The organism is Wolbachia pipientis (genome assembly GCA_023052945.1).
In the GTDB taxonomy this organism is placed as follows: Bacteria; Pseudomonadota; Alphaproteobacteria; order Rickettsiales; family Anaplasmataceae; genus Wolbachia.
In genome coordinates, this window is sequence record CP095495.1 from 700,490 (window position 1) to 725,129 (window position 24,640).

Below are 24,640 nucleotides of genomic sequence, written 5' to 3' on the forward strand. Positions count from 1 at the left end.
TCCTGCAAGTAAGAGGGAAGACAGAACAAATAATGTAGACTAAGTCAACATCAATAAAGCAAAATTAATATTTACTTGCCATAAAAAGTAAATTGCGATACTAAGCGCTAATGCACGACCCATGACCCTGTCAGCCATAATTTGCATGATATCTGGAATATAATTTGTCAAATCATTAACCTTGTTAGCAAGACTGCCGGAGAAGTTATTTTGATAGTAGCTATTATCCTGATTTAATAATATGGCAATACTCGATTCAACAATGTTTTTACGGAGATTAGGGATCATCTTAATTTCAAAAAAATAGTTGTATAATCTACTCATACACTCAAGTAAAAATAGTATTAGTACATAGGATATAGCAGGAGTTGCTATGCTACGAAAAAGATCATCTGCACTGATACGATCTATAATAACTTTTATTAAATATGGATTAAAGGAAATATCGATAGCCCAGACTAATGCTGTCAGTAATACTATCCCAATATGAAACAGAAATGGACGCAGCATTTTCAAGATGAAAGATACAACCTGCTTTGTTGTTATGTCATTCATATTTTTTACTTATTCTATCTCCCAGTTTTATTCAAGTAGATGATAACAATCATATTATAATAGTCCTTTTCATGGAAACCTTTTCTGGTAGATTGCTTTCTAGAAAAACCTTGGTCAAGGTGCTAACTGTGGTTTATAATAATATAAATCATATCATAAGACCTGCTGCGAATCAAGCGATAAAAAAAAGGAAAGGAGGGTGACTAAAATCAAGGTTAACTAAAAGGCGTGCTTAAGATTTACAATACCAGCAATAATATTGAACCTCAGGTTATATTTTTTCTGAAAATTGCGATAAACATTCGACATAATCTTAAATATCTTTATCTCTCGGATCTTGTTTTCTACTCTCATTCTAAATGATGCTAATCTTCTATTATGCTCTGGAGTTAATGGCTTTTTACGATACTTTTTATATGGAATTATAACATTGCTTTGCAATTTTTGCCAACCTTGATATCCAGAATCGGCATGTTTTATGCTATCAAGTGGTAAATATTTTTCTTGTTTCCTTATGCGGAAATCACTAATTCTACCACGGTATGACTTTGACACTGATAAAATTCTTCCTCCTTCTTCGATAATAATCTCAGTTTTCATAGTGTTGGTTCTTTTTTTTCCTGAATATGATTTCTTCCGTTTTTTACTATCTTCTGGTCTCTGTATTTGCTGTTCTGTAACATCAGCCAAAATCTTCAGTATTTTTTCTGGCGTCATACTTCTATCTTTTGTTATAGTCACTTTTTTGGCGAGTAATGGCTCTATTCTCTTAAGTAACCTACATACATTTGCGTTGTGTACATTGAATAGGCATCCTAAAAATCTATGTGTTATGTAAGTGCGATAGTACAAAATTACGCAAAACAACTTATCTTCCAGAGTTGGTAGTTTTGATCTTCTACCATGACACTTTTTCTGTTTTTCCCATCCAGACCTCACTTTTTCCACTACTTTTTCGAACTCCTCTATAGTTAAACCTGTTATATTACGAAAGTTTCTTGGGTGTTTTTTCATATTATAGTAACTAAAGCTCATTTTTTTCCTTACTTGATCTGCTTATTCTTCTTCTACCTCTCTCACATCATTTTTTCAATCACCTTTTTCAGCAGGTCTATAGTTGATTTGCGTTTATCAGAGCTGGAGTAGAGGTATGTTTTATCTTACAAATTTTTTGCCTATTTTACTGTTCCTATTTCTTTTTGTAGGAAGTGGTATATATTTTACTGTTCTTGGCGTGTCAAATGCTTTTTATCAGTTATCTCCACTGGTAGCCATTGCTCCTGCCATAGCTCTGGGCTGGGTTTTATACAAGGGCAATACTGAGGAAAAAATGTATGCCTTTCTAGATGGGGTAAGAGATCGTAATATTATCACTATGTGTATCATTTTCTTACTTGCAGGTGCATTCAGTGAAGTAACTAAAGCAATCGGTAGTGCTGATGCCACAGTTAATTTGGCTCTTTCATTTATACCAACACAATTTTTACTCATAGGATTATTTTTTGTAGCAGCTTTCATCTCCACTGCTATTGGTACATCAATGGGCACCATTGCAACAATTGCTCCTATTGCAGTTGAACTGACACAAGCTGGGATTTCTCCTTCCTTAGGAGTTGCAACCGTTGTAGGAGGAGCAATGTTTGGTGACAATTTATCTATTATCTCTGATACTACAATTGCATCTGTGATGTCTCAAAAGGCTGATATAAAGAAAAAATTAAAACTGAATGCAAAAGTGGCACTAATTGCTTCTATATTCACAATAATTATATTATTTTATAGCTCAAGCAATAGTGCTGCTATTTCAGTTAAGGAGTATTCTTTATTGCTTGTGACTCCTTACATAATACTTATATTGCTTGCAAACTTTGGAATAAATGTATTTACGGCATTGGTTTTAAGCATAACTTTTGCTGGAATCATTGGATTTATAAATAACAACAATTATGGTTTATTGTTTTTAAGCCAAAACATCACTAAGGGGTTTATGAGTATGCATGAAATTATGCTACTGTCATTGATGGTTGGCGGGCTTTCAGGACTGGTAGGTAAAAATTCTAAGGAGTTTGCAGATAAACTTTCATCTTGGGTTATGATACAACGTGGTGGACAAAAAACTGCGCAATTATTTATTGCAAAAATAGTCAGCATATTTGATATTTTACTTGCAAATAATACCATCGCTATAATTTTTAGCGGTGAAATTGCTAGAGATATTGCTAAGAAATATGAAATACCGCCTCACTATAGTGCAGCATGGCTAGGCATATTTTCTTGTGTATTTCAAGGATTAATACCGTATGGCGCTCAATTGCTTTTGGCTAGCACTATTGCTGGAGTTTCACCTTTGGCAGTCGTGCCACACGTATACTATTGCTATGTTTTAGGTATTATTGCAGTGTTATATATTGTATTGAACAAAATTGAGAAAAAAGATTGTGCTTAATATACAAGACAACGCTCCACTCTGTAGAAAATGGATATTCTTAGCAGTATGTGCCCTTTCTTGCTCTGGATTGCTGTCAATAATTGTTATTTTTCTACGATTGCCTTTTATCTCCTCTCTTGTTCCTTTTGCACAATATATTTTTGATAATGCGCTGGTAATACACGTGAACTTGTCAATTTTGGTGTGGATGTGCTCTATAATATCTCTGCTCTTTATCATAAACCTACAAAATACCAACAGTTGGTTTAACTTTTTATGGGTTCTATCAACCCTTTCGATGCTGCTCATGTTTGTATCTGCATTCGTTCCAAACACTGAAGTTATCAAAAGTAACTATATTCCCGTGTTACAAAACAAATTATTTTTACTTGGACTCAGTTTATTTATTGCCAGCATATTAATAAATGCAGTTCTTGCATATATGTCAAATAAGCAAGCCTCATACCTCTGCATGGGACAAATTGGACTGGTTATTATACTTGTATCGTCATTTCTTTGCTTTGTTTTAGCATATAATAATATGCCTCCAGGTCTATATCACTCAGATAATAATTTATTTTACGAATATCTCTTTTGGGGAAGCGGACATTTATTGCAGTTTGCTTTTACTCAAGGAATGTTTTTAGTGTATTTAATAATCAGTGATGTTAGTTTAGCTTCAAGCAATAAAATTACTATTTTACCGCTGTTTATAAACACGATTTTGGCTATAGGTGCACCGTTTGTATATTTTGTTTATCCAGTTGATAGTGCCAAGTTAATACAGTTTTTTACTTGGCATATGAGAATTGCTGGAGCAGTTTTGCCGTGCTTTTTGGTAATATTAGTGTGCTGCAACATCAGGACTTTTATTAATGATAAAAGCAACTATTTATTACATTCATTTTTGTTGTTCACTTATGGAGATGTGCTCGGAGTGTTGACTATTGAAGGAAATGTCACCATTCCCGCTCATTATCACGGTTCTGTAGTTGGGATCACTATAGCTTTTATGAATTTCATTTATTGGCTGTTACCTAAATTAAACTTTAAAGAGGTAAAAAACTCTATTGTGAAATTACAGATTTATGCCTACAGTATAGGGCATTTTCTCCATATCACTGGCCTTGTGTGGCTTGGTGGATATGGTGCCTTAAGAAAAGTTGCAGATCTGCCAAGTATTTCATCAATGTTGGCACGTGCTTGTTTTATTGCGGGTGGAGCTATATCAGTTATTGGTGGAATGTTGTTCGTAATAATTGTGCTTTTACATCTGTTAAAAGGCAAAGCGCGTACCAACTAACTCATAGAAACGAAAAAACTTACTTGACAAACCTTGCCAGCCCCCTTATCGTGAAAGTGAAGCTATTTTATTTAACTTCGCAATCTCTGCAGCAGATTAAAATGACAAGAAAACTTGTATTTGGCGTACTATTGTTTAATTTTTTGCACTATGTGCACCGTATGTCTTCATAAAATTTCTAGGTTTTTACCTACATAAGCTGAAACGCGCTTATAAAGCGTTCAAGACATCACCCAACGTCAAATTTTAAAATAGAGAGTGTAATAACTAGCTACCACGGCTTTTCTATGCCTTTTTTTTTCTGCCTAGTAAATTTCTTAAATATTAAAGCTAAGGTTAGTTGCCGTTTAAAAGCAGCTAAATTGCAGCGTTTAAGACTTAAAAAACGCCAATACTGAAAATAGACAATGACTAGGGCTTCTTTTGCCTTTTTTTTGTTTGGTGAATTTCTTAAATATTTATGGCTAAAGTAATTTAGACCTACCGACAACCGTCATCCCGCTACGTGTTAGCGGGATCTATGCTAAGGAGATACCGCGGCGGTATGATGATTCGTGGTGGTATAATGAAGCTTGAAAGAGGATCACCTTTCACGACTTGTATTTACTTCAGGAGTATTAACAGGCGTTATCGCCGGGTTCTCAAGCTTTGTTGCCTGCTTCAAACCCTCGCTTACACTTTGGTCCTGATTTAAAATTTTATCAAGCTGCTTACTCTTTTGTTGCACTTCATTATTTGACATATCTCTTTGAGCACCTTCTCTCATGCCACGAGCATTCTCTACACTCTTTTCATCTTCACCTAAAAGTTTTTCTAATACTTTCTTAACAAAGCGCTTCAGAAGACTCAAGAACCCTTCTTCTTTCTGATTTTCTTGTGGTTGAGGTGTGTTATCTTTTTTGCCTAGCTCAGTGTTGAGCTTCTCTTTTACAGAACTCTTGCTCACTGAGGGACTAACATCATGCTTTGATGGCTGTGTATCTGTTTGTACAGAAGTCTCTTTTTGTCTACTTTGCTCAAAGCTTTTACCTTCTGCTATAGGCTTTTTCGGAGAATCTTGGAGTTTTTTGTCACTTTTTGGTCCTGCAACTTTTTCACTTCTGAAAATACCCTTGCCTTTATATTGGCGGTCAAGCTCAGCAATTCTTTCAAAATCTTGATGTACTTTTTCAGCTGCATGACTCTTTCGACTTTCAAGTTCTTTGCTTAATTCAGCAACGTTTTTCATTTTGTTCTCAAGCTCTCCACTCCTCATAGCCTTTTGAGCCTCTGTTGCTTCTGCAATATAATTAACCTTCTCCTCTAATGAGGTTCCCTCTGGAAAAGCACCTGGAGAACGCTCAAAAACATCTTTAAATTTTTTTTCTACACCTGTTTGAGGTGTATTTTTAACTTCAGTCATACCTACTACCTTAAAGCATACAATATAACCAGTATATTAGCTAATTATATAAAAAACAGTTAACATAACTTGTGGTAAAGAGTAAGAGCGTTCTATTTATATTTTTTTTATTAAAATGCTATTTACTTATTAACCTAAAATACGTAACAATGTAGAAATGAGAAATAGTCCATTAGCAGTAGTATTCGATTGGGATAATACCTTAGTTGACACTCAAGATAACATTTTTAATGCTATTAAGCATACCATAAACTCAATGGGGTATAGTAATAAAGCTGCTGATAGAAATTCCCATGAGTCGAGAAAGAGCTATATGGTCAATTTATTTGGCGATCAGTGGAAAAAAGCAAATCAGATATATCAACAATATTTAGATGATGCACTATTGCAAAACATTGCTTTGAATCAAGGAGTAGAGAAAATGTTGCAGACACTGAAAAGCCACAATATTTATCTAGCAATAGTTAGCAATAAGAAAAATACTAATTTACGTAAAGAAGTTGCCTATTTTAAATTAGATTCTTACTTTGAAAGAGTAGTTGGTTCATGCGATACTGCGGAAGATAAACCATCTGCAACTCCACTGCTATTTGCACTAGAGGAGAGTACGTTGCCTATAAATAAAGAAAATGTGTTTTTCATTGGTGATAGCATCACAGATGTTCTGTGTGCACAAAATGCTAATTGTTTACCTATTATATATGGCCAATCAATAAGTGGATACGAAGATTTGTTATGTTTTCAGCATTTTGATAAACTTACAGATTTTATAATAAAGTATTTAGAAGATAGGTAATGACAGAGATTGCCAGTATACAAAGGCGCCTTTGCGCATATTTAATAGATGTAGCAATTTTATTAATTCCAACTTTATTAATTATACTGCTATTAGAGGATTCTCCGTTGATCTTACATCTATCATACATGTGTGTAAATTGTAGTTACTTCACATATTTTATATCTTCAAAAGGCCCAAGCAACTCCAGGTCAGCAGTTGATGAATATATATACTATCAATTTAGATGATTCTAAAATAGACTTGAATTTAGCGTTTGACAGAAGCACTTCCCAGTTTTTCTTCCTTTGTTAAACAGTGTAGTAGTTGTCCTTACTGAATTTTTGCAAGATCAGGAGGTATTAGTGAATGTCTTGAGTGCATTGAAAGTAATTATAGTGCTGCTCACCCTCTATTGGTATCTAGTTGCTTGCTTCTCTAAGAAAAAACAGACATACCACGACATGCTATTTAATACGGTTGTTATCAAAGGAACTATTAAATGAGTTGCTATAACTATCGTTATCATGTAAATTATGCTGATAAATTGAACTCAGGGAAGATTATGAATGAAGAGATAGTAAAACATTTGAACAAATTATTGACCAATGAGCTGACTTCTGTACGCCAGTATCTTTTGCATTTTGCAGTTCTCAAAAACAATGGAATTAATAGGCTTGCAGAAAAGGTAAAAAATGAGCTTAACGAAGAACTTGAACATGCAAGCAAGTTGGCAGAAAGAATTTTGTTGTTTAAAGGAGTCCCAAATTTTCAAGATACAAATGGAATCTCAAAGTATGATGGAAAGTTTACAAAAGATACAATACAAAAAATCTTAGAAGCTAATTTGAAATTAGAGGGAAAAGGTATTAAGGATATCAAAGAAACGATTTCTATCGCTGAGAAAGAAAAAGATTTTGTTAGTGTAATGTTATTAGAAGAGATGTTAAAAAATGAAGAAGAGCACTTCCATTGGATTGAGAAGCAGATCGATCTTATTGAACTAATGGGTGTTGAAAACTATTTAAGAACACAAATATAGAGTGTTAAAAAAGATAGTATTTATTTTAATTGTACCTTGTTTGCTCCTTTTTTTATTAGGATTATGGCAAGTATTCAGATTGAACTGGAAGAATAATATTATCAAAAATATGAATCTTTCAGTTGTCTATCTGTTGCCCAATAACGACCTTGAAAAATTTAACTATAGGCATGTCAAGATTGGTGGGATTTTAAGTGACATAGAGCTATACGTTTTTGCAGGGCAACGCGGCTATTATGTGCTGTCTCCCATGCTGCTTACTACTGGAAATTATATGTTAGTGAACAAAGGAATAGTTAAAGAAAAAAAGAGGAAAAAGTAAAAATTGAAAAAGTAGTTGCAGATGGAACTTTATATTGCGATAGCAATAAAAGCAAAAATTGGTTTATCAAGAACGATACTGCTTCGAATACATGGTTTACCCTGAGTACAGAAGAAATTTCCAATGAGTTAGGTATTAAGCTAGAGAAGTGTATATTGTGGCCGAACAATTTTGGCAGCAAATTAGCCATACAGCCAATGAAGCATTTGGAATATGCAATCACTTGGTTTGCACTTTCCTTAACTTGGTTAATTATGTGCATATTCTATTATAGACATACCTCTTGCATTTCTACTCATCAATATCGCTGCTGATATCCTTTATCATGCCATAATTGCCTTTTCTAAACCTACTTTTTAGAGACGCAACTCCGCTTTCGCTAATACCACTTAGGCTTAGTGCTGCTCCACCAAGCTGCAACCCAATCTCAGATGTCTCCGGAATAATTTTACTAGCCCCTAGATCTTTGTAAGCTTCTACATTACTCAGATCTGGTAGGCGTATTATAATATTTACATATGGAAAATTTGTTGCAACTAGAGAAACAATCTTCTTTACAGTAACTTCGTTCTTTATTGAGATTACGAGAGCTTGGGCTCTTTCTATTCCTACTGATTTTAAAATTTCATATCTCGTGGCATCTCCAAGATATATAGGAAAGCTGTCACTTTTCCCTTCTTTGACTATCTTTGATTGAATATCTACAACAACATAGCTTAGATGCTCTGCGGTAAGCATTTTTGTTACCATATATCCTACCCTACCGAATCCAGCAACTACTACATGGTTATAAAGGTCTTGTGTGTCTGTTTCAATGGCTTCATCATCTAGTATTACTTTCTCAATGCTAGATGAATTTGCTATCCAATCTCCAAGTCCCGATAGAAGAGGAGTGAAAGCCATAGTTACCGTAGTTACCATCATAAGCACTTGAGCGATTTCACTTGGTAGTACGTCTAACTCATCTGCTAAGCGAAACAGGATAAATGCAAATTCACCACCTTGTGCAAGCAATAATCCAGCTTGTATGGCAGGTGCACTCTTAAATCCAAAAAATCTACACAATACGTATATGATAGATGTTTTTAAAACGATAAGAATGATCGACAATAAAGTAATTAGCGGCAATTTATTGAGTAAAAGGTCAATATTGATAGACATACCGACAGTCATGAAAAATAAGCCGAGAAACAAATCTTTAAATGGCAATACCGCGTGTTCCACTGAGTGCCTGTGTTCTGTTTCTGCAACTAATAACCCAGCAACGAATGCGCCCAGTGCCATTGATAAATGAAATTGTTCGGTAATAAATGCTGCTCCTAGTATTATTAAGAGTGTTGTTGATATAAAGACCTCGTTACTTTCCATTTTAGCAATAACCGAAAATAAGGGTCTGAGTAATAACCTACCAGTTATAAATATCAACACTAATGCAATAGCTGCTTGTACTAGTGAACCTACTAGTGAGCTTATCAGACTATTTGTAGAATTGCCAGTAAGTAAGGGTACTAACACTATTAGCGGTACCACTGCAAAATCTTGCATTAATAGTACTGCTATTGACAACCTACCAACTTGACTTGCTTGGGAGCCTTTTTCCTGCAGAACCTGTAACACTATTGCCGTTGAGGACAATGCAAGCCCACCGCCGATAACTGCTGCCATTTTAGTGTTCACTCCAAAAGCAAGAGCAATGCACCATATCGCTACCATGGTAACTATAACTTGAAGGGAACCAAATCCAAATACATGGATACGCATGGCGATAAGGCGTTCAAAGGTCAACTCAAGGCCTATAATGAATAATAGAAAAACTACGCCGAATTCTGCAAAATTATCCATTGCTTCAGCTGAATGTATCAGATTAAATCCATGAGAACCAATCAACGCGCCTGCAACGAAGTAACCGAGCACTGGGCTGATATTCATTTTCCAAAACGCTATGACTATAAACACAGCAGCGAAAAGTAGAATTATAATATCAAACAAATGCTGAGAGCTGCTGTGCATGATATTTAACCTGTAGGATCAGACCATTTAATTGAGCAACCAATACTTGACTTTTGGTCAGCCGGAGGATTACCAGTTTCTGCAACAAATTTCATAGCTTGAAATAAATCACTACTTCCTATTTTATAGTTTTGAACCTTTTCTTTTTTTGCGTCGTTAAAACGTCCACGATAGCAAAGTTTTAAATTAGCATTAAAACCAAAAAAGTCAGGAGTACAAACAGCACCATACTCTTTAGCTATTTTCTGTGCACTATCAATTAAATATGGAAATGTAAACTTATTTTCTTTGGCAAAATTAATCATATTTTCAAAGGAATCTTCTGGATATTCATTTACATCATTTGACATTATTGCAACGGTGTTTACCTGATAATCTTTTTTCAATTGATCAACATCGCTTACCAGATTGCTAATAATTGACTGAACGTAAGGACAGTGATTGCATATAAACATTACAATAAGACCATTTTTTCCACAACAGTCACTTAATGTATAGTATTTATTGTCTACTCCCAAAAGATTAAAATCTTTTGCAGTAAAACTAAAATCGACTTTAGGAGTATTCAGAGCAACCATAGACTATTATTATACCGTATGTAATTTACGGTCTTATTATTTAAATGTCAAACGGTTTCTATGTATACTGTTTGCATATTCTTTTTTAGTATTATAAAACTTATGTTCATAACTTTCGAAGGAATAGACGGCTCTGGTAAAACAACACAATCTAAGCTACTTGCAAATCATTTTAAGCAAATTCACGGCGAAAATAATGTAGTGTCGACTCGAGAACCAGGTGGCACTGATTTTGCAGAAAAGATAAGAGGAGTGTTATTAACAAATAATATTGATCCTATTTCTGAACTCTTGCTACTTATCTCGATGAGGCACGAACATATGAAAAAATTAATATTACCAGCTCTTGCAGAAGGGAAAATAGTGATTTGTGATCGGTTTATTGATTCAACCATTGCATACCAAGGATATGGGTTTGGAGTTGATTTAAAACTAATAGAAGATTTGCACAGGTTGGCTGGAGTTAGATATCCAGATATTACATTTATTCTAGATATTGATGTTAAAGTTGGGTTAAGTAGAGCGAAAGACAAGAATAAATATGAAGAAATGGATGTTAATTTTTATAATAAAGTTGGAAAAGGGTTTAAAGAAATCGCCATAAAAGAGCCCGGTAGGTGCCATGTCATCACTGAAATTGAAACAAAAAATGATAATCAAGTGTACAGTGAAATTATTAGATTTCTCCTAAGAAACTCACTCAACTAACTCTTCTTGTTGAACTAATATGTAGCCAAATTCGCTCGCTTTTTTGATCAAATTTTTTACAGTTCTATCTTTATAGCGTGTTTCATAGTATTCCATTCCTTTTTCTACATATTCCTGTCCGTATTTGAGCATACTATAAAATATGCATGCCATTTTTCTTGCAGTAGCTGTTATTGCTTTTGGTGCTCCTAGTCGTTTTTTCAATCTTCTGTAGTATGCACCCAACGCACTTTTACTATTTCCTACAGAATGAGCAGCTATTCGCAAAGCATTTGCAGCACGGTTAATGACTTTACGTGTTCTTGTGTTAAACACTTTTTCCCCTGTAACTTTATTAGCAGGACTGAGTCCCAACCACGATGAAAAGTGCTTTTCTGTTGGCCATTTACTATGGTTTATACCAACTTCTGAAATTATGGTTTGTATACTTAATACATCAAATCCAGGAATTTTAGTGAAATCCATACCAGTTATTCGGTGCAGTTCCTCATACAAAGCAAAGCTTGGCTTACTTTTGCTATTTTTATTCTTTTGCTTACTTAGCTGTTTGCTTTCACAAGACTTTGTTTCAAACGTTTTATAATAGGCTTCAATATTTCTATCACATTCTGCTATTTTTTCTTGATAAATATTATATAGTTCAAATTCTTGCTTTAGCGTGAATAAGTGTTCCTCTCTATAGTCACCAGCTAACGCTTTTGCAATAGTAGACTGATCATTTTTCATTCGCACGTCCCTGAATTCTGCCAATTTTTCAGAATCTCTTTCGCCTTCAATTATAGTTTCAATGATTTTCATACCAGTTATCCCAGTAATATGACTAATAACCTTGTGTAATTGTATATTCATTTGAATTAATGCCTTCTGCATACGCAGAATATGTGTAGATGCACTTTCAGTGAGATTTTTGCGTTGCCGCACGTAACTGCGCAATACACACATCTGATTATCTGGCCTAAACGACCCATGAAGCAGTCCGTAGCTATGCAGTTGTTGGAGCCATTGGCAATCTTGAACGTCAGACTTCCTACCAGGTACATTCTTTACATGCCGTGCATTTTACCTCGAATTTGTATGACTCAAGTATTTGAAATAAAGGAATCCAATATACTCCTGTTGATTCCATAGCTACTGTTGTAACTTTACACTTTTTCAACCACTGTGCTAAGTTATGAAGGTCTTCAGTAAAGCAGCCAAATTTCTGAACGCGTTCTTCCTTCAGGTACACACACATAGTGTACAGCTGAACCAATGTCTATTCCTGCTGCATTAGGATTCACTATTTCTAATTTACTTTTTGCTTTTTTCATGGTAACCCCTACATATAATTTGTAATAGGGAAACGCTTCAGCTTGGAACGGTTGATAGTACAATCTCCTAACCGAGGTAGTCTAAATGACTCCATCAATGATTTGACCGTTCCTTCCAAAACCATGCTTGCATACGGGCACTTAGGCACCATTGAAAATGTCGGTCATAACTGCAAAGGCGCTCCCTGTACAACTATACTTGAAAACTACTAAAAACTTAAATTTGTGTGTTTCTTTCTGATTTGACAGATTTCGTCTGTTCGATGCTTGCATCCAACTTTGGCAGCGCGTGACGCACAACTGCAATGACAAGGTGTTGTAAGATATTACCATAAACATCATATTCACACGAAGTACTTGACTTCACTTGTACTAAGAAGCATTTTATATATGTTGTGTGCCCGTAGCTCAGCTGGATAGAGCAACAGCCTTCTAAGCTGTGGGTCGTAGGTTCGAATCCTACCGGGCACACTCTTCTATCAATACTTTCTATAAATCTTCAAGTACTCTGGCACCACATTTTCAATTGCTAATGGTCGAACCTTCATTGTTTCAAGGTCAGCTGACTTTTCGATTGAGCTATTCATCATAACTTTCACCTGATCTTGAGTAAGCACAGGGTTCGTATCTCTGGTTATTGGTTTTAGCAGCATAGAAATAATTTTATTTTCTAAAAAGAAAGCTATTAACTTTGCCATTGGAAAAGATACATTGATCAACAAACACTTTCTGTTAGTAACGTTCAGAATAAACTTCAATAAGCTTTTGAAAGAGTAAACCTTTGGTCCACCCATGTTATAAATTTTCTTGTCTTGCTTATTAAAACTGATAATACGATATACCACTTCAGCTAAGTCTGTTACACATATTGGCTGAAATTTAGTCGTTCCACTGCCAATTAGCGGCAAAAAAGGAAGAACAGTTGCTAATCTTGCAAATTTATTAAAGAAGTTATCTTCTTTACCAAATACAAGGCTTGGCCTAATTATTATTGCTTCTTGAAATGCTGAAGTTACAGCTTTTTCACCTTCCAATTTACTTTTGGCATATTTTGACAACTTGCTATTTTCTATTCCCATAGCGGAAAAATGTATCATCATGGGTACATTTTTCATTTTTGCAGCTTTTGCTATCCTTTCAGCTATTTTAACGTGAACAGCGTAAAAATCGTGCTTTTTTGCTTCATATAATATTCCCACTAAGTTTATGGCTACATCACATTCTTCCATACCCTCTAGAACTGATTTTTCATCAAAAAAATCGCCTTTAAATATTGATATTCGTCCCAAATTGCCACACAATTTTAAACAAGCAGCTTTTTCCTGATTACGAGTGAATATCTTTATTAAATATCCTTCTGCTGCCAAGCGTCTCACGATGTGTTTCCCTATAAACCCCGTTCCACCAAAAATAATTACACGTTTTGTCACGATTAAAGTTCCTAATAATTTGTTACTGTAAATTAATACAATGATTTTGCTTAATATTCTATTATGAATTCCCGTACAATAAGATCCATTTTCATTCTTCGTGAGCCTTTAACTAGAATTGCGTCATTATTCTGAATAATGTTAGCTAAATCACTTTTCAATTGATTAGAATCATTAAAATGCGCGCCTTTTATATTATCTGGCAAAAGCTCATGCAATTCTGACATAAATTTACCAACTGTATAAATTTTATCTATATTATTTTCTGTGACAATCTTAACCAAATCTGTATGAAATTCTATGCTTTTATCACCAAGTTCCAACATATCACCAAGCAAAGCTACTTTTCTCTGATTAGAATATGTACTCAAAGTTTTTATTGCAGTTTTCATCGAAGCAGGGCTGGCGTTATAGGAGTCATCAATTAAATGTATATATTTTTTATTGTATTTGACCTTATGAATATTGCCTCTACCTTTCGTTACACTAAAATTCTTAAGTGCAAGTGGTAATTTTGATAAATCAAGTCCGAGGCTCTGCACAACTGCTGCAACAACAAGTAGCGAATAAGCAAAATGCTCACCTTGCACACGTAAATTACAGTTTATAGTTTGATTATCACTCAGCCTGATTTTTAAATTTAGCCCGTCATCATTTCTTATTAGGTCCAACAAACAAACTTCAGCATTTTTATCTTTACCGAAGCTTATTACATTTCTATTGGCATGTGATGAGAGATAATCATAATATTTATTATCTCTGTTTAAGACCAAAGTACCATTACTTTTCATACCATATAGAATTTCTAACTTCGCTTGTGCAACGTCAAATAGTGATGAAAAATTTTCAGTATGTGCAGGTTCGATGTTGGTAATAACTGCAATATTTGGATTACTAATCTTTGATAATTCTTTTATTTCACCAGCTTTATTCATTCCCATTTCAAGGATTAAGTACTGGCAGTTTTTTGGAGCTTTTAGAATTGTCAAAGGCAATCCTATATTATTATTTAAGTTACCTTCGTTTGCATGGGACACTCCATATTGCGATAAAACAGTGTGCAGCATATCCTTTGTAGTGGTTTTCCCGACACTGCCTGTAATTGCAATAACTTTAGCATCAACAAGAATATTTCTAATATAGTATGATGCCATATCGTGCAAAGCTTTCAGGGTATCTTGTACAATAATGAGAGGGAAATTTTTATATTTACCCTCACTTACTATTGCAGCGGCAGCCCCTTTTAAAAACGCTTCATGCAAAAAATTATGGCCATCAAAATTCTTTCCCTTGAGTGCAATAAATAAATCACCTTTTTTTATGCTTCTTGTGTCTGTTGAAATATTTGAGCTATGTGTCCAATTACAACCATTTACGTCTCTTCCGCCAGTTGCATCAATGATATTATTTGTGTTCCATTTAAACATAATTTAGAGAGTACTCTTTAAAGTAAATTGAATAAAGTAGCAAATACCACATGTTTTAGACAATGTATAAATAATGGTTGCAATCCCTATAATTCTATCTTATAATGGATATAGAAGTTTAAATTTTTTCGTCTATAATTAAAATATACTTAGTTGTAGAAAGTAACTTGGAGGTGTGTATGGGAAAAAACGACCAAAATGAAGAATCTACTTCTATACTAGCTAAAGTTGGTAATGCAGCTTCGGGAGTAGGAAGTTTTCTGGGTAGAGGTGTAAAAGTCCTAGCCAAGGGTGCAGTATACCCTATATGGCCAAAGAATTGGTTTAAGTCCTGGGATGAAATGGGGCACAACATAAAAAATGGCGGGCGCTATGTTATTGGCAGCGAGCTTGAAAAATATGATCCACCCATAAAAACCACACAAGCTAGTGAGAATCTTGGTGTAGAAATAACAGAGCAAAAGAAAGGGACAGGAAAGGTAGCTTTTTTAGCGTCAAGGACTCTGACGGGAGATATACCTTATTTGAACGATGAACAATTGGGCAAAATAAAAGTAGGTTTACCGAATGTAACTATTTTCAGAGAAGAAAACAAAATTGTAATTGAAATTAACGTTAAGGAAATAGCTAACACTATTAAAACTAACCCTGATAATAAAGGCAAGAGCGAGAAAGAAATAAAAGAGCTTGTTCTTAAAGGAATTGCTAATAAAGTTGAAGGCGACCTCAAGAAGTTTGCAGAAATCACTGGTGGAGAATTTAAAGTTCACACAGACTTAAAATTGCTGTATGGTATTGCAGAAAAATTGTATCGAGAATACGATAATCAGAACAAACCATCAGAAACTCTAAGGTCAGCACAAACTGGAAAGTCACCAGGGCAGTCTTCAGAAACTGTTACAAGTACAGATGAATTAGTAAAATCTTTTAACATCACTAATCCTAGCGAGTTTCCTTTTGGTAAAAGTAAAGAAGCTATTTCTCCTATAAAAAATATGCAGTTATCAGAACAAGATATCAAAAAGCAAGTAGAAGGATTGGAAAGTACTTTTTTGAATTTTGAAGATGCCTCTGGTGAAGTAATAAAACCACTATCTACGCCTGATGTAGAAAGAAATAAAGGAAGAGGAAAAGGTCGCTCTTAAAATATGAGCAATGAAGTTTATGATAGCAATAACATCTTTGCTCAAATATTAAGAGGTGAGTTACCTTGTGAGAAGGTACATGAAAATGAAAATGTACTAGCTTTTCGTGATAAGTATCCTGACGCACCAGTTCACATTTTAGTTATACCAAAAAATCAATATATTTCATACGATGATTTTATTCTAAAAGCTTCCGAAGAGGAGATAGTAAGTTTTTTCAAAATTGTCAGAGAAATAGCACATAAATATAATTTAGAAAAAACAGGATATAGACTGGTCACTAACTACGGTGAAAATGGAGAGCAGGTTGTACCACACTTTCACGTGCATATTTTAGGTGGTAAAAAGTTAGGAAAGCATGTAAACTCATAGTGTTATATGTTTTGTTAAATGAGCGAGTATCTAACCATAGTAATCTTTATCTGCGTATCAATTGTAGTATCTTTTGCTTTAGGTATATTGCCTATGTTTCTTGCAGTGAGTAAGCCAGATGGTGAAAAACTTTCCACATATGAGTGTGGCTTCAATCCACTATCCAGTGCAAGAAAAAATTTTGACATTAAATTTTACCTAGTTTCAATATTATTTATAATATTTGACTTAGAAATTGCTTTTCTTTTTCCTTGGGCTGTTTCTTTATCTAAGATAAGCTATGGTGGATTTTGGTCTATGATGGTATTTCTTGCAATACTCACTATAGGTTTTATCTATGAATGGTGTAAAGGTGCATTAGAGTGGGAGTAGTTTATGACAAATCAAATTCTATCTAATGATGACTGGGGTCGTTATAAAAAAGAAGGGTTTCTTGTTACTAAATTTGGTGATTTAATAGATTATGTAATGAATTGGGCAAGATCTGGTTCATTGTGGCCAATGACATTTGGTCTTGCATGTTGCGCAGTTGAGATGATGCATACTGCATCCAGCCGTTATGATCTTGATAGATATGGCATAATGCTTCGTGCAAGCCCACGTCAATCAGATGTAATGATTGTTGCTGGCACACTAACTAATAAAATGGCAGCAGCATTGCGCAAGGTTTATGATCAAATGGCAGACCCGAAGTATGTTATTTCTATGGGAAGTTGTGCAAATGGTGGTGGTTATTACCATTACTCTTATTCAGTAGTCCGAGGCTGTGATAGAATTGTGCCAGTTGACGTGTATGTCCCTGGATGCCCACCAACCGCTGAGGCGTTGCTATATGGAATGCTATGCCTACAAAACAAAATAAAACGAACTCAGAATATAAAGCATGGATAAAACTGCAAGGCATATACAAAAAAAGACCAAGTGTGAGTGCATTCAAAAAGATGATGGCATTATTGTAATATATTCAACTTTAGATGAAATTGAAAAGCACCTATCCTTTCTACGTGATGATGAAAAGTGTAGGTTTGAACTATTAGTTGATATTTTTGGGGTTGACTATCCAGATCGAGAAAAGCGCTTTGAGTTAGTGTACAATTTACTCAGCATTGTGCATAATATTAGAGTACACATAAAACTTCAATTATGTGAGGGCGATATGCCTCCAAGCATAGCAAAGGTATTTAGCACAGCTTCGTGGTTTGAGCGTGAAGTGTTTGATATGTATGGAATAGAATTCTCTGATCACCCTGATTTGCGTAGGATTCTAACAGACTACGGATTCAAAGGTCATCCAATGTTAAAAGATTTCCCTCTCACTGGTTATGAGGAAGTAAGATACGATATAGAGGCAAAAAAGGTTGTATATAATCCTATAGATTTATCGCAAGATTTTCGTATGCTTGATAGCCTATCGCCTTGGGAAGGTAAAACCATAAAAGTAAATACAAAGGAGTAGAAAATGACAGTACAAAGAAAAAAATATCTTTAATCGGTGCAGGAAATATCGGTGGAACTCTTGCCCATATGATTGCACTAAGGGAACTCGGCAATGTTGTTTTACTTGATATTAGTAATGGAATACCGCAAGGTAAAGCACTCGACATAGCAGAGTCATCTTCCATTGATGGGTTTGATGTTAACTTAGTTGGTATAAATAAGTATGAAGACATAAAAGACTCTGATGCAATTATAATAACCGCTGGCATTGCCAGAAAACCAGGAATGAGCAGGGATGACCTCCTGCAAACCAATGCTAAAGTAATGAAGGAGGTTGGCGAAAATATTAAAAAATATTCTCCAAACGCGTTTGTAATAGTGGTTACCAACCCTCTGGATGCCATGGTTTCAGTGGTGCATAAATTTTCAAACCTTCCAGCTAATATGGTTGTTGGAATGGCAGGAGTGCTTGATTCTTCCCGTTTTCGTTATTTTCTTGCAAGAGAGCTAAATATCTCAGTTGAGGATGTGTCTGCCTTTGTGCTTGGAGGACATGGTGACACTATGGTACCACTCATTAATTGCACTTCTATCGCTGGCATTCCACTTACCCAAGTTATCAATATGGGTCTCATTACGCAGAAAAAAGTTGATGAAATAGTGAAGCGCACTCGCAATGGCGGTAAAGAAATAGTTGATCTGCTTAAGTCTGGATCTGCATACTACGCTCCTGCATCTTCAGCTATATGCATGTTAGAATCATATTTAAAAGATAAAAGGCGTATATTACCATGTGCTGCTTACCTTAATGGTGAATATGGTGTAAAAGATTTGTTTATTGGTGTTCCTGTAATTATTGGAAAAAATGGAGTTGAAAAGGTCCTAGAAGTTAAGATGGATAATAGTGAACGAGAAATGTTCGATAAATCTGTGAATGCAGTGAAAGAACTATTTAGGCTCATAAGCAAATCAATGGTTTTATAGAATTTCCCTGTAGCTCAAGTTTCGTAAACAACCTAAAAAAGTTGCTTGTGGTTATTTCTGCTACTTTATCGGGTAACTCATTCCATAACTCTGCCAAACAATCCACAATATATTTTACCATTGCTGGTTCGTTCTTTTTTCCTCTGTAAGGCTCAGGTGATAGATACGGTGCATCAGTTTCAACCAAAACACGTTCGCGTGGTACACCTTGTGCAATTCCTCTGAGTAAGCTCGCATTTTTAAAAGTAATGATTCCAGAAAATGAAATATATAACCCTAAATCTATAGATTGATAAGCAAGCTCTTTAGAGGAAGCAAAGCAGTGCATTACTCCACCAAAAGTGCCAGTTTTCATTTCTGATTTTAATATATCAATCATCTCATCATCAGCATTTCTAGTGTGAATAACTAAGGGCAACCCAGTTATTCTTGCTGCTTCTATGTGTGATGCAAAACTTTTTTTCTGATTGTCTTTGTTGTCAGATTTATAAAAATCTAACCCGGTTTCACCGATACTAATTACCTTTTGATTCTTAGTAAATTCAACTAATTCATCAGCATGTATACACTCACCGTTTTCTATAGCAGCATCAAGTGGATGTATACCAACAGAGAAGTAGACTTGATCGTATGATGAAGAAATTTTTAATAATTTAGGGATATCATCAATGCTTACGCATATGTTATGCAAAATTTTTACACCATTTTGCTCTGCCCTTGAAATTACTTTTGGTATTTCATCATCAGAAAAATAAATCAAGTGGCAATGAGAATCTACTATCATGAGCTTATTGTTGAGGCTTTTATTATAGAAGAAAACTCTTCTATCACTGTCTTATAAACTTCTTTTTTAAATGATATAGCATTGGCTACTAAATCATCTATACTTTGCCAACGCCACTCTTTGAACTCTGGATGATCAGTATAGTTAATATTAATATCTTGGTTCTCCCCATAAAACCTCATTAAGAACCATCTCTGCTTTTGTCCAGAATACTTCCCATTCCAACAAGTTGGTATAAATTCCTCAGGTAAGTTGTAGTATATCCAACCCTTACTTTCGGCTATAATCTCTGTTTTATCAGTGCCAACTTCCTCTAGCAACTCACGTAGCGCTGCATGTTCCGGCTCTTCACCATCATCAATCCCTCCTTGTGGCATCTGCCAGTAAGAGTCGCTATCAAAGCGTTTTCCAATAAAGGCATGTCCTTGTCTGTTAAATAGCATTATGCCAACACAAGGACGATACTTATCTTTCTGCTCAACCACGAGTACGCTCTGTTTTTAAATGATTTATTACAGAAGTTTTAATTAATTTTCCATTTTTTTCTTCCTTCATCTCTTCAACAATTTTCTTTGCAACTTCCTTTGCACTTAAGTTCGAGTTATCAATTTCAAGTGTACCTTCTGGTATAAATAGCCTTTTCCCCTCAATTTTTTTCATAGCAAAATCCGAATAAGTAATTTTATTTTCCTGGTGCCTTTCTTCTGATTGAACACGTCTTACTAGTTCCTCATTATTACAATGTAATACTACAGGAAAAATTTTTACGCCCATTTTTTTACTTAAATTTACCACTGAGTTGTACAATCTTTGATCATAGGAATCACCCTCTGTCAATTCATTTGTAAATATATAATGTTTTGATTTTATGTAGTGTTTTTCCAGTATTGCTAACATATTTTCTCTGACTGCAAAAATCTTTTCCCACAGATCATCTGGAACTTCAGCATCTTGTAATTTAACAATATCAAATATAATATTATTGAATAGATTATTGCTTACTATCACCGCACTAATGATTTTACACAGTTCCTTTGCAGTAGTAAATTTACCACTGCCTGGAAAGCCGATTAAGTAGATGAGAGTCTTGCCCATAATGAATATTAGTAAAAAGCTATTCTCAATTATACATAAAAGTATATACATTGTACATGCTAAAAACATGATGATAAAATAGATGCAGGTAATACCTTTTTAACGAACAGTCGCGTTGAAAATAGTTTATATTTAGAGATTTTGAGTGTATAATTATAAGTAAATTAAATAATTTAAGATGATGACTAATGTATCCAGTGATACAGAATCAATAAAAAGCATGATTGTAAGTATAATAGATAAAAATAAAGGTCACGATATAGTTACTCTCGATGTGCAGAATAGAACCATTATTGCAAAATATATGATTATTGCATCTGGTGATTCAAGTCGCCATGTGAAAGCGTTAGCTGAACACGTAATAAAAAGTCTCGAGCGACATGATAAAATAGATGTAGAAGGTATGGATGAAGGCAATTGGGTAATTTTGAATTTTCAAGGCATAATGGTTCACATATTCAGGTCAGAAGTAAGGGAGTATTATAAAATAGAAGAGTTATGGAACTGATTGCCTGGATAGCTGGTACACAACTGCACAAACGTTGTAATTTTGAAGGCAACTCCTGCACAGGTGGTGTCATTCAAGTAGCTGAGGCTTCTCTATTAGGGTTACCTTCGGCATTAATGACAGGATAGGCTGGGGTTTATAAAATGAAACACAAGTCCGAGTTTTTAAATTTTATCCAAGAAAGAGGGTACCTATACCAATGTACAAATATTGAAGGGTTAGATCAGCTATTATCCGAAAATAATCATATAGTCGCATACATTGGGTTTGATTGCACAGCACCAAGTCTTCATGCTGGTCACCTAATTCAGATTATGATGCTCCGTCACCTGCAGAAATTTGGTTATAAGCCGATAGTCTTACTTGGAAGTGGCACAACAAAAATTGGTGACCCATCCTTCAAAGATAAAGCAAGAAGCATCTTGCCCGTAGAGAACATCAATCAAAATACATCCAGCATAAGGAGAATATTAGAGAAAATGGTGTCTTTTAATGACAGCAAGACTGGTGCAATGATAGTAAATAACGCAGATTGGTTGGATAACATAAAATACATAGATTTTTTGCGTGATATAGGAGCTTATTTTTCTGTAAATCGTATGCTAAGTTTTGATAGTGTGAAAATCAGGCTGGATAGAGAGCAAACCTTAAGCTTTCTGGAATTTAATTACATGCTATTGCAGGCTTATGATTTTGTTGAGTTGAATAAAAAGCATGGCTGTCGTCTGCAGATTGGAGGGTCAGACCAGTGGGGAAATATAGTAAACGGAATTGAGCTTGGAAAAAAGTTGAATTTACCTGAGCTGTTTGGCCTTACTGTCCCTCTTTTATTGAATGCTCAAGGAGTAAAAATGGGCAAAACTGAAAGTGGAGCAGTGTGGCTTGATGATAATATGCTAAAGCCTTACGACTACTGGCAATATTTTCGCAACGTTGATGATCAAGATGTTGGACGTTTTTTGAGATTGCTCACTGATGTGTCAATTGATGAGATCAAAAAGTTAGAATCCTTAAAAGACCAGGAAATAAATGAAGCAAAAAAAGTTTTAGCAACAGAGGTGACAAAAATATGTCATGGTAACAAAGAAGCGGAACTTGCACTATCTGCTGCAGTCTCTGCTTTTGAGAATGAAGATAGCTCACTACTTCCTGATTACATCATAAAAAAAGAACAAGTTGCAAGTGGCATATCCTTAGTAAACCTACTGCATAACATCGGTTTTGAACCATCAAAAGGCGCTGCAAAGCGTTTAATACAGGGCAATGGATGCAAAGTTAATGATAATATCATAAACGATGTTAACTATATAATAAATTCCGAGAGCTTTAAAGGTCAGTCATTTATAAAATTATCTGCAGGAAAGAAGCGTCATGTTAAAGTTGTGGCAGATTAGGTCTCGAAGGTAAGAAAACAAATTTTGTACAAGTGAGAAATTATGATACGAATGACTTAAGTCAAATATATTTATCTCATCATAAGCCTATATCAAATCTTTTTTTAACTTTGGGTATTACTACATTCCGTGAAGCATTAAAGTATGTACATGAACTGCCTTACGGACGTAATAACAATCGTACAGATTATTTATCGGTAATTAGTGAGAAATGTGGTACATGCAGCACAAAGCATGCACTTATATATGAGTTAAGTTTTGAGTGCGAAGTTGCTATGACGTTACACATAGCAGTTTTTATGATGAGTAAAGTAAACACTCCAAAAATCTCTGCAGTTCTAAATGAGTATAACTTGTTGCAAATTCCGGAAATGCACTGCTACCTTCGTTATAAAAATCGAATTATTGATATAACTTTTCCAGAAAATAGTGCCTCACTAGAACTGACAGAGGAAGAGAAAATTGAGCCCGAACATCTTGGAAACTACAAAGTAGAAAAGCATAAACAATTTATTGAGAACTGGTTACCCAAACATACCGTACAACATGGAGCAAATTTCCAAAATTCGAGAATTATGTATAAAGCGATTGGAAAGATAGTAGAAAGCGAAATTCTATTATATATAGCTAAAGTGGCTTAGGTTTACCTACAATTTGAAAAACAACAAATTCGTCATTCCGCTACTCGTTAGCGGAATCTATGCTGAGATACCGCGAATGAATCTACAGCTGTACGAACATTCATTTTTGAAGGTAAATTGCACAGCAAATGGTGTCATTCCAGTCTGGAATCCAGGAATTTTGCTTATAACTGAGCTGATGAGCTAAAGGTAGTTGTCTTACGCTAAAACAAACGTTTTTAATTAAGTTGCATAGAAGCTGGATCCCAGTGTCTGGGCACTGCCCCACTGGTGGCCCAAACTACAACGTTCGTACAGTTGTGGAATGAATCACGGTATGACGTAGGGAAACCTTTCTTGAGTCAGCTATAGCACTATAAAATTGTCCGCAGGGCCATATAAAAGTCGCGGTGGGTTAATAAATTTTTATGGAAGAAAGGATATATTAGAAAATTGAGGGCTTTATATATGAAATAAGGAGGCAAAAATGAGATTATATTATAAAGATATCAAAAATCTTCTTAAAGAATCTTACCTCTCTAGCGGAAGAGATTATTTCAACAAAGGAAAAGTACGGAACGTATCTATCAACAAATCTCACGCTAAATCAGAGGTAGTTGGATCAAGTGTATATCGGATAAAACTAGAATACGATGGTCCATTCCTTAGTGGAAAGTGTTCCTGTCCTGCATTTGTATATTATGGTCCGTGCAAGCATATGGCTGCAACGGGTTTTGCTTTGATTGATCTTGACAGAAAGGAGTATCGATCATCTATGTGCCCGGGATATGTTGATGAACAAACTCTCCTTGAAAGGTTTTTACTTAAAAAAACAAACAAAGAGCTCATTTCAATAATTGTTCGTCTAGGTGACCAACATCCAGAAATTTTTGAAGAACTAGAGGATGAAGAATATGAGCAATTCACTCAAAGTAAGTTTTCAAAATCCGAGAATTATGTATAAAGTGATTGGAAAGATGGTGAGATCAGGTAATCTATAGCTGATCCAAG

The 24,640-nt window shown here is 34.9% G+C and carries 26 protein-coding genes, 1 tRNA gene and 2 pseudogenes; 18 read left to right on the forward strand and 11 right to left on the reverse strand.

All coding sequences use genetic code 11. The annotated features are described in order from the left end of the window. Positions 1–39: 39 nt before the first annotated feature. Together MWH06_03370 and MWH06_03375 are read right to left on the reverse strand one after the other, a co-directional pair. Complete coding sequence (locus MWH06_03370; GenBank protein ID UPA55639.1) at positions 40–555, reverse strand: ABC transporter transmembrane domain-containing protein; 516 nt, start codon at positions 553–555, stop codon at positions 40–42. Positions 556–774: 219 nt separating this feature from the next. Then, positions 775–1,590 (reverse strand): transposase, encoded by an 816-nt coding sequence (locus MWH06_03375; protein ID UPA55640.1) that lies wholly within the window; start codon positions 1,588–1,590, stop codon positions 775–777. 115 nt (positions 1,591–1,705) lie between these two features. Between MWH06_03375 and MWH06_03380 the strand changes: the two genes are divergently transcribed. Both MWH06_03380 and MWH06_03385 read left to right on the forward strand, forming a co-directional pair. Then, positions 1,706–3,001 (forward strand): sodium:proton antiporter, encoded by a 1,296-nt coding sequence (locus MWH06_03380; protein UPA55641.1) that lies wholly within the window; start codon positions 1,706–1,708, stop codon positions 2,999–3,001. Further along, the gene (locus MWH06_03385; GenBank protein ID UPA55642.1) at positions 2,994–4,286 is read left to right on the forward strand and encodes a cbb3-type cytochrome c oxidase subunit I; all 1,293 of its coding nucleotides are present in this window, start codon (positions 2,994–2,996) and stop codon (positions 4,284–4,286) included. Before MWH06_03380 ends, MWH06_03385 begins: the two co-directional genes overlap by 8 nt. A 583-nt stretch (positions 4,287–4,869) precedes the next feature. Here MWH06_03385 and MWH06_03390 read toward each other — a convergent pair. Next, positions 4,870–5,688, reverse strand: a complete 819-nt coding sequence (locus tag MWH06_03390; protein ID UPA55643.1) for a hypothetical protein — start codon at positions 5,686–5,688, stop codon at positions 4,870–4,872. Between the two features lie 157 nt (positions 5,689–5,845). Here MWH06_03390 and MWH06_03395 point away from each other — a divergent pair, with 157 nt between their 5' ends. From MWH06_03395 to MWH06_03405, 3 genes and pseudogenes are all read left to right on the forward strand, one after another. Then, positions 5,846–6,484 carry an HAD family hydrolase gene (locus tag MWH06_03395; GenBank protein ID UPA55644.1) on the forward strand — a complete coding sequence of 213 codons (639 nt, stop codon included), beginning with the start codon at positions 5,846–5,848 and terminating at the stop codon, positions 6,482–6,484. Between the two features lie 544 nt (positions 6,485–7,028). After that, entirely contained in the window at positions 7,029–7,505 is a 477-nt protein-coding gene (gene bfr, locus MWH06_03400; GenBank protein UPA55645.1) for a bacterioferritin, read from the forward strand. 1 nt (position 7,506) lies between these two features. After that, positions 7,507–8,141: pseudogene (locus MWH06_03405) on the forward strand (SURF1 family protein). Here the strand turns inward: MWH06_03405 and MWH06_03410 are convergent. Both MWH06_03410 and MWH06_03415 read right to left on the reverse strand, forming a co-directional pair. Then, complete coding sequence (locus MWH06_03410) at positions 8,119–9,837, reverse strand: monovalent cation:proton antiporter-2 (CPA2) family protein (GenBank protein ID UPA55646.1); 1,719 nt, start codon at positions 9,835–9,837, stop codon at positions 8,119–8,121. The pseudogene MWH06_03405 and the gene MWH06_03410 overlap by 23 nt on opposite strands. A gap of 5 nt (positions 9,838–9,842) precedes the next feature. After that, positions 9,843–10,415 carry a thioredoxin family protein gene (locus MWH06_03415; GenBank protein ID UPA55647.1) on the reverse strand — a complete coding sequence of 191 codons (573 nt, stop codon included), beginning with the start codon at positions 10,413–10,415 and terminating at the stop codon, positions 9,843–9,845. 102 nt (positions 10,416–10,517) lie between these two features. Here MWH06_03415 and tmk point away from each other — a divergent pair, with 102 nt between their 5' ends. Next, positions 10,518–11,123: a dTMP kinase gene (gene tmk / locus MWH06_03420; protein UPA55648.1), complete on the forward strand. Its 606-nt coding sequence runs from the start codon at positions 10,518–10,520 to the stop codon at positions 11,121–11,123. Here the strand turns inward: tmk and MWH06_03425 are convergent. Continuing rightward, a pseudogene (locus MWH06_03425) lies at positions 11,112–12,433 on the reverse strand (IS110 family transposase). The gene tmk and the pseudogene MWH06_03425 overlap by 12 nt on opposite strands. Positions 12,434–12,830: 397 nt before the next feature. Here MWH06_03425 and MWH06_03430 point away from each other — a divergent pair. Continuing rightward, positions 12,831–12,904: transfer RNA gene (locus MWH06_03430), tRNA-Arg, on the forward strand. Between the two features lie 8 nt (positions 12,905–12,912). Here the strand turns inward: MWH06_03430 and MWH06_03435 are convergent. Together MWH06_03435 and MWH06_03440 are read right to left on the reverse strand one after the other, a co-directional pair. After that, complete coding sequence (locus MWH06_03435; GenBank protein ID UPA55649.1) at positions 12,913–13,863, reverse strand: complex I NDUFA9 subunit family protein; 951 nt, start codon at positions 13,861–13,863, stop codon at positions 12,913–12,915. A 50-nt stretch (positions 13,864–13,913) separates the two neighbouring features. Further along, the gene (locus MWH06_03440; protein ID UPA55650.1) at positions 13,914–15,290 is read right to left on the reverse strand and encodes a UDP-N-acetylmuramoyl-tripeptide--D-alanyl-D-alanine ligase; all 1,377 of its coding nucleotides are present in this window, start codon (positions 15,288–15,290) and stop codon (positions 13,914–13,916) included. A gap of 179 nt (positions 15,291–15,469) precedes the next feature. On the opposite strand from MWH06_03440, the gene MWH06_03445 reads away from it, so the two are divergent. From MWH06_03445 to mdh, 6 genes are all read left to right on the forward strand, one after another. Beyond that, positions 15,470–16,435, forward strand: a complete 966-nt coding sequence (locus tag MWH06_03445; GenBank protein ID UPA55651.1) for a hypothetical protein — start codon at positions 15,470–15,472, stop codon at positions 16,433–16,435. 3 nt (positions 16,436–16,438) lie between these two features. Next, complete coding sequence (locus MWH06_03450; protein ID UPA55652.1) at positions 16,439–16,807, forward strand: HIT domain-containing protein; 369 nt, start codon at positions 16,439–16,441, stop codon at positions 16,805–16,807. A gap of 18 nt (positions 16,808–16,825) precedes the next feature. Continuing rightward, on the forward strand, positions 16,826–17,179 hold the full coding sequence (locus tag MWH06_03455; GenBank protein ID UPA55653.1) for an NADH-quinone oxidoreductase subunit A: 354 nt from the start codon (positions 16,826–16,828) through the stop codon (positions 17,177–17,179). Between the two features lie 3 nt (positions 17,180–17,182). Next, positions 17,183–17,698 carry an NADH-quinone oxidoreductase subunit B gene (locus tag MWH06_03460; protein ID UPA55654.1) on the forward strand — a complete coding sequence of 172 codons (516 nt, stop codon included), beginning with the start codon at positions 17,183–17,185 and terminating at the stop codon, positions 17,696–17,698. Next, positions 17,691–18,263, forward strand: a complete 573-nt coding sequence (locus MWH06_03465) for an NADH-quinone oxidoreductase subunit C (protein ID UPA55655.1) — start codon at positions 17,691–17,693, stop codon at positions 18,261–18,263. The genes MWH06_03460 and MWH06_03465 overlap by 8 nt, the downstream gene beginning before the upstream one ends. A gap of 68 nt (positions 18,264–18,331) precedes the next feature. After that, positions 18,332–19,228: a malate dehydrogenase gene (gene mdh / locus MWH06_03470; GenBank protein UPA55656.1), complete on the forward strand. Its 897-nt coding sequence runs from the start codon at positions 18,332–18,334 to the stop codon at positions 19,226–19,228. On the opposite strand, the gene MWH06_03475 is transcribed toward mdh, so the two are convergent. Genes MWH06_03475 through MWH06_03485 form a run of 3 tightly spaced genes read right to left on the reverse strand, consistent with a single transcriptional unit; the run spans position 19,203 to position 21,107 of the window. Further along, positions 19,203–20,012: a TatD family hydrolase gene (locus tag MWH06_03475; GenBank protein UPA55657.1), complete on the reverse strand. Its 810-nt coding sequence runs from the start codon at positions 20,010–20,012 to the stop codon at positions 19,203–19,205. The genes mdh and MWH06_03475 overlap by 26 nt on opposite strands. After that, the gene (locus tag MWH06_03480; GenBank protein UPA55658.1) at positions 20,009–20,497 is read right to left on the reverse strand and encodes an RNA pyrophosphohydrolase; all 489 of its coding nucleotides are present in this window, start codon (positions 20,495–20,497) and stop codon (positions 20,009–20,011) included. The genes MWH06_03475 and MWH06_03480 overlap by 4 nt, the downstream gene beginning before the upstream one ends. After that, positions 20,490–21,107, reverse strand: a complete 618-nt coding sequence (locus MWH06_03485) for an ATP-binding protein (protein UPA55659.1) — start codon at positions 21,105–21,107, stop codon at positions 20,490–20,492. Before MWH06_03485 ends, MWH06_03480 begins: the two co-directional genes overlap by 8 nt. Positions 21,108–21,288: 181 nt before the next feature. On the opposite strand from MWH06_03485, the gene rsfS reads away from it, so the two are divergent. The 5 genes from rsfS (at position 21,289) to MWH06_03510 (ending at position 24,593) form a co-directional block, all read left to right on the forward strand. Next, positions 21,289–21,615, forward strand: a complete 327-nt coding sequence (gene rsfS / locus MWH06_03490; GenBank protein UPA55740.1) for a ribosome silencing factor — start codon at positions 21,289–21,291, stop codon at positions 21,613–21,615. Beyond that, the gene (locus MWH06_03495) at positions 21,606–21,743 is read left to right on the forward strand and encodes a hypothetical protein (protein ID UPA55660.1); all 138 of its coding nucleotides are present in this window, start codon (positions 21,606–21,608) and stop codon (positions 21,741–21,743) included. Before rsfS ends, MWH06_03495 begins: the two co-directional genes overlap by 10 nt. Before the next feature lie 15 nt (positions 21,744–21,758). After that, positions 21,759–23,009, forward strand: a complete 1,251-nt coding sequence (gene tyrS / locus MWH06_03500) for a tyrosine--tRNA ligase (GenBank protein ID UPA55661.1) — start codon at positions 21,759–21,761, stop codon at positions 23,007–23,009. Positions 23,010–23,041: 32 nt separating this feature from the next. Beyond that, the gene (locus tag MWH06_03505; protein ID UPA55662.1) at positions 23,042–23,650 is read left to right on the forward strand and encodes a hypothetical protein; all 609 of its coding nucleotides are present in this window, start codon (positions 23,042–23,044) and stop codon (positions 23,648–23,650) included. A 466-nt stretch (positions 23,651–24,116) separates the two neighbouring features. Further along, positions 24,117–24,593 (forward strand): SWIM zinc finger family protein, encoded by a 477-nt coding sequence (locus tag MWH06_03510; GenBank protein UPA55663.1) that lies wholly within the window; start codon positions 24,117–24,119, stop codon positions 24,591–24,593. The last annotated feature ends 47 nt before the right edge of the window (positions 24,594–24,640 follow it).

Coding starts and splice junctions, on each gene's coding strand:
- MWH06_03370 (UPA55639.1), bottom strand. CDS start 555: ATGAATGACATAACAACAAAGCAGGTTGTATCTTTCATCTTGAAAATG.
- MWH06_03375 (UPA55640.1), bottom strand. CDS start 1,590: ATGAGCTTTAGTTACTATAATATGAAAAAACACCCAAGAAACTTTCGT.
- MWH06_03380 (UPA55641.1), top strand. CDS start 1,706: ATGTTTTATCTTACAAATTTTTTGCCTATTTTACTGTTCCTATTTCTT.
- MWH06_03390 (UPA55643.1), bottom strand. CDS start 5,688: ATGACTGAAGTTAAAAATACACCTCAAACAGGTGTAGAAAAAAAATTT.
- MWH06_03395 (UPA55644.1), top strand. CDS start 5,846: ATGAGAAATAGTCCATTAGCAGTAGTATTCGATTGGGATAATACCTTA.
- bfr (UPA55645.1), top strand. CDS start 7,029: ATGAATGAAGAGATAGTAAAACATTTGAACAAATTATTGACCAATGAG.
- MWH06_03410 (UPA55646.1), bottom strand. CDS start 9,837: ATGCACAGCAGCTCTCAGCATTTGTTTGATATTATAATTCTACTTTTC.
- MWH06_03415 (UPA55647.1), bottom strand. CDS start 10,415: ATGGTTGCTCTGAATACTCCTAAAGTCGATTTTAGTTTTACTGCAAAA.
- tmk (UPA55648.1), top strand. CDS start 10,518: ATGTTCATAACTTTCGAAGGAATAGACGGCTCTGGTAAAACAACACAA.
- MWH06_03440 (UPA55650.1), bottom strand. CDS start 15,290: ATGTTTAAATGGAACACAAATAATATCATTGATGCAACTGGCGGAAGA.
- MWH06_03445 (UPA55651.1), top strand. CDS start 15,470: ATGGGAAAAAACGACCAAAATGAAGAATCTACTTCTATACTAGCTAAA.
- MWH06_03450 (UPA55652.1), top strand. CDS start 16,439: ATGAGCAATGAAGTTTATGATAGCAATAACATCTTTGCTCAAATATTA.
- MWH06_03455 (UPA55653.1), top strand. CDS start 16,826: ATGAGCGAGTATCTAACCATAGTAATCTTTATCTGCGTATCAATTGTA.
- MWH06_03460 (UPA55654.1), top strand. CDS start 17,183: ATGACAAATCAAATTCTATCTAATGATGACTGGGGTCGTTATAAAAAA.
- MWH06_03465 (UPA55655.1), top strand. CDS start 17,691: ATGGATAAAACTGCAAGGCATATACAAAAAAAGACCAAGTGTGAGTGC.
- mdh (UPA55656.1), top strand. CDS start 18,332: ATGATTGCACTAAGGGAACTCGGCAATGTTGTTTTACTTGATATTAGT.
- MWH06_03475 (UPA55657.1), bottom strand. CDS start 20,012: ATGATAGTAGATTCTCATTGCCACTTGATTTATTTTTCTGATGATGAA.
- MWH06_03485 (UPA55659.1), bottom strand. CDS start 21,107: ATGGGCAAGACTCTCATCTACTTAATCGGCTTTCCAGGCAGTGGTAAA.
- rsfS (UPA55740.1), top strand. CDS start 21,289: ATGACTAATGTATCCAGTGATACAGAATCAATAAAAAGCATGATTGTA.
- MWH06_03495 (UPA55660.1), top strand. CDS start 21,606: ATGGAACTGATTGCCTGGATAGCTGGTACACAACTGCACAAACGTTGT.
- tyrS (UPA55661.1), top strand. CDS start 21,759: ATGAAACACAAGTCCGAGTTTTTAAATTTTATCCAAGAAAGAGGGTAC.
- MWH06_03510 (UPA55663.1), top strand. CDS start 24,117: ATGAGATTATATTATAAAGATATCAAAAATCTTCTTAAAGAATCTTAC.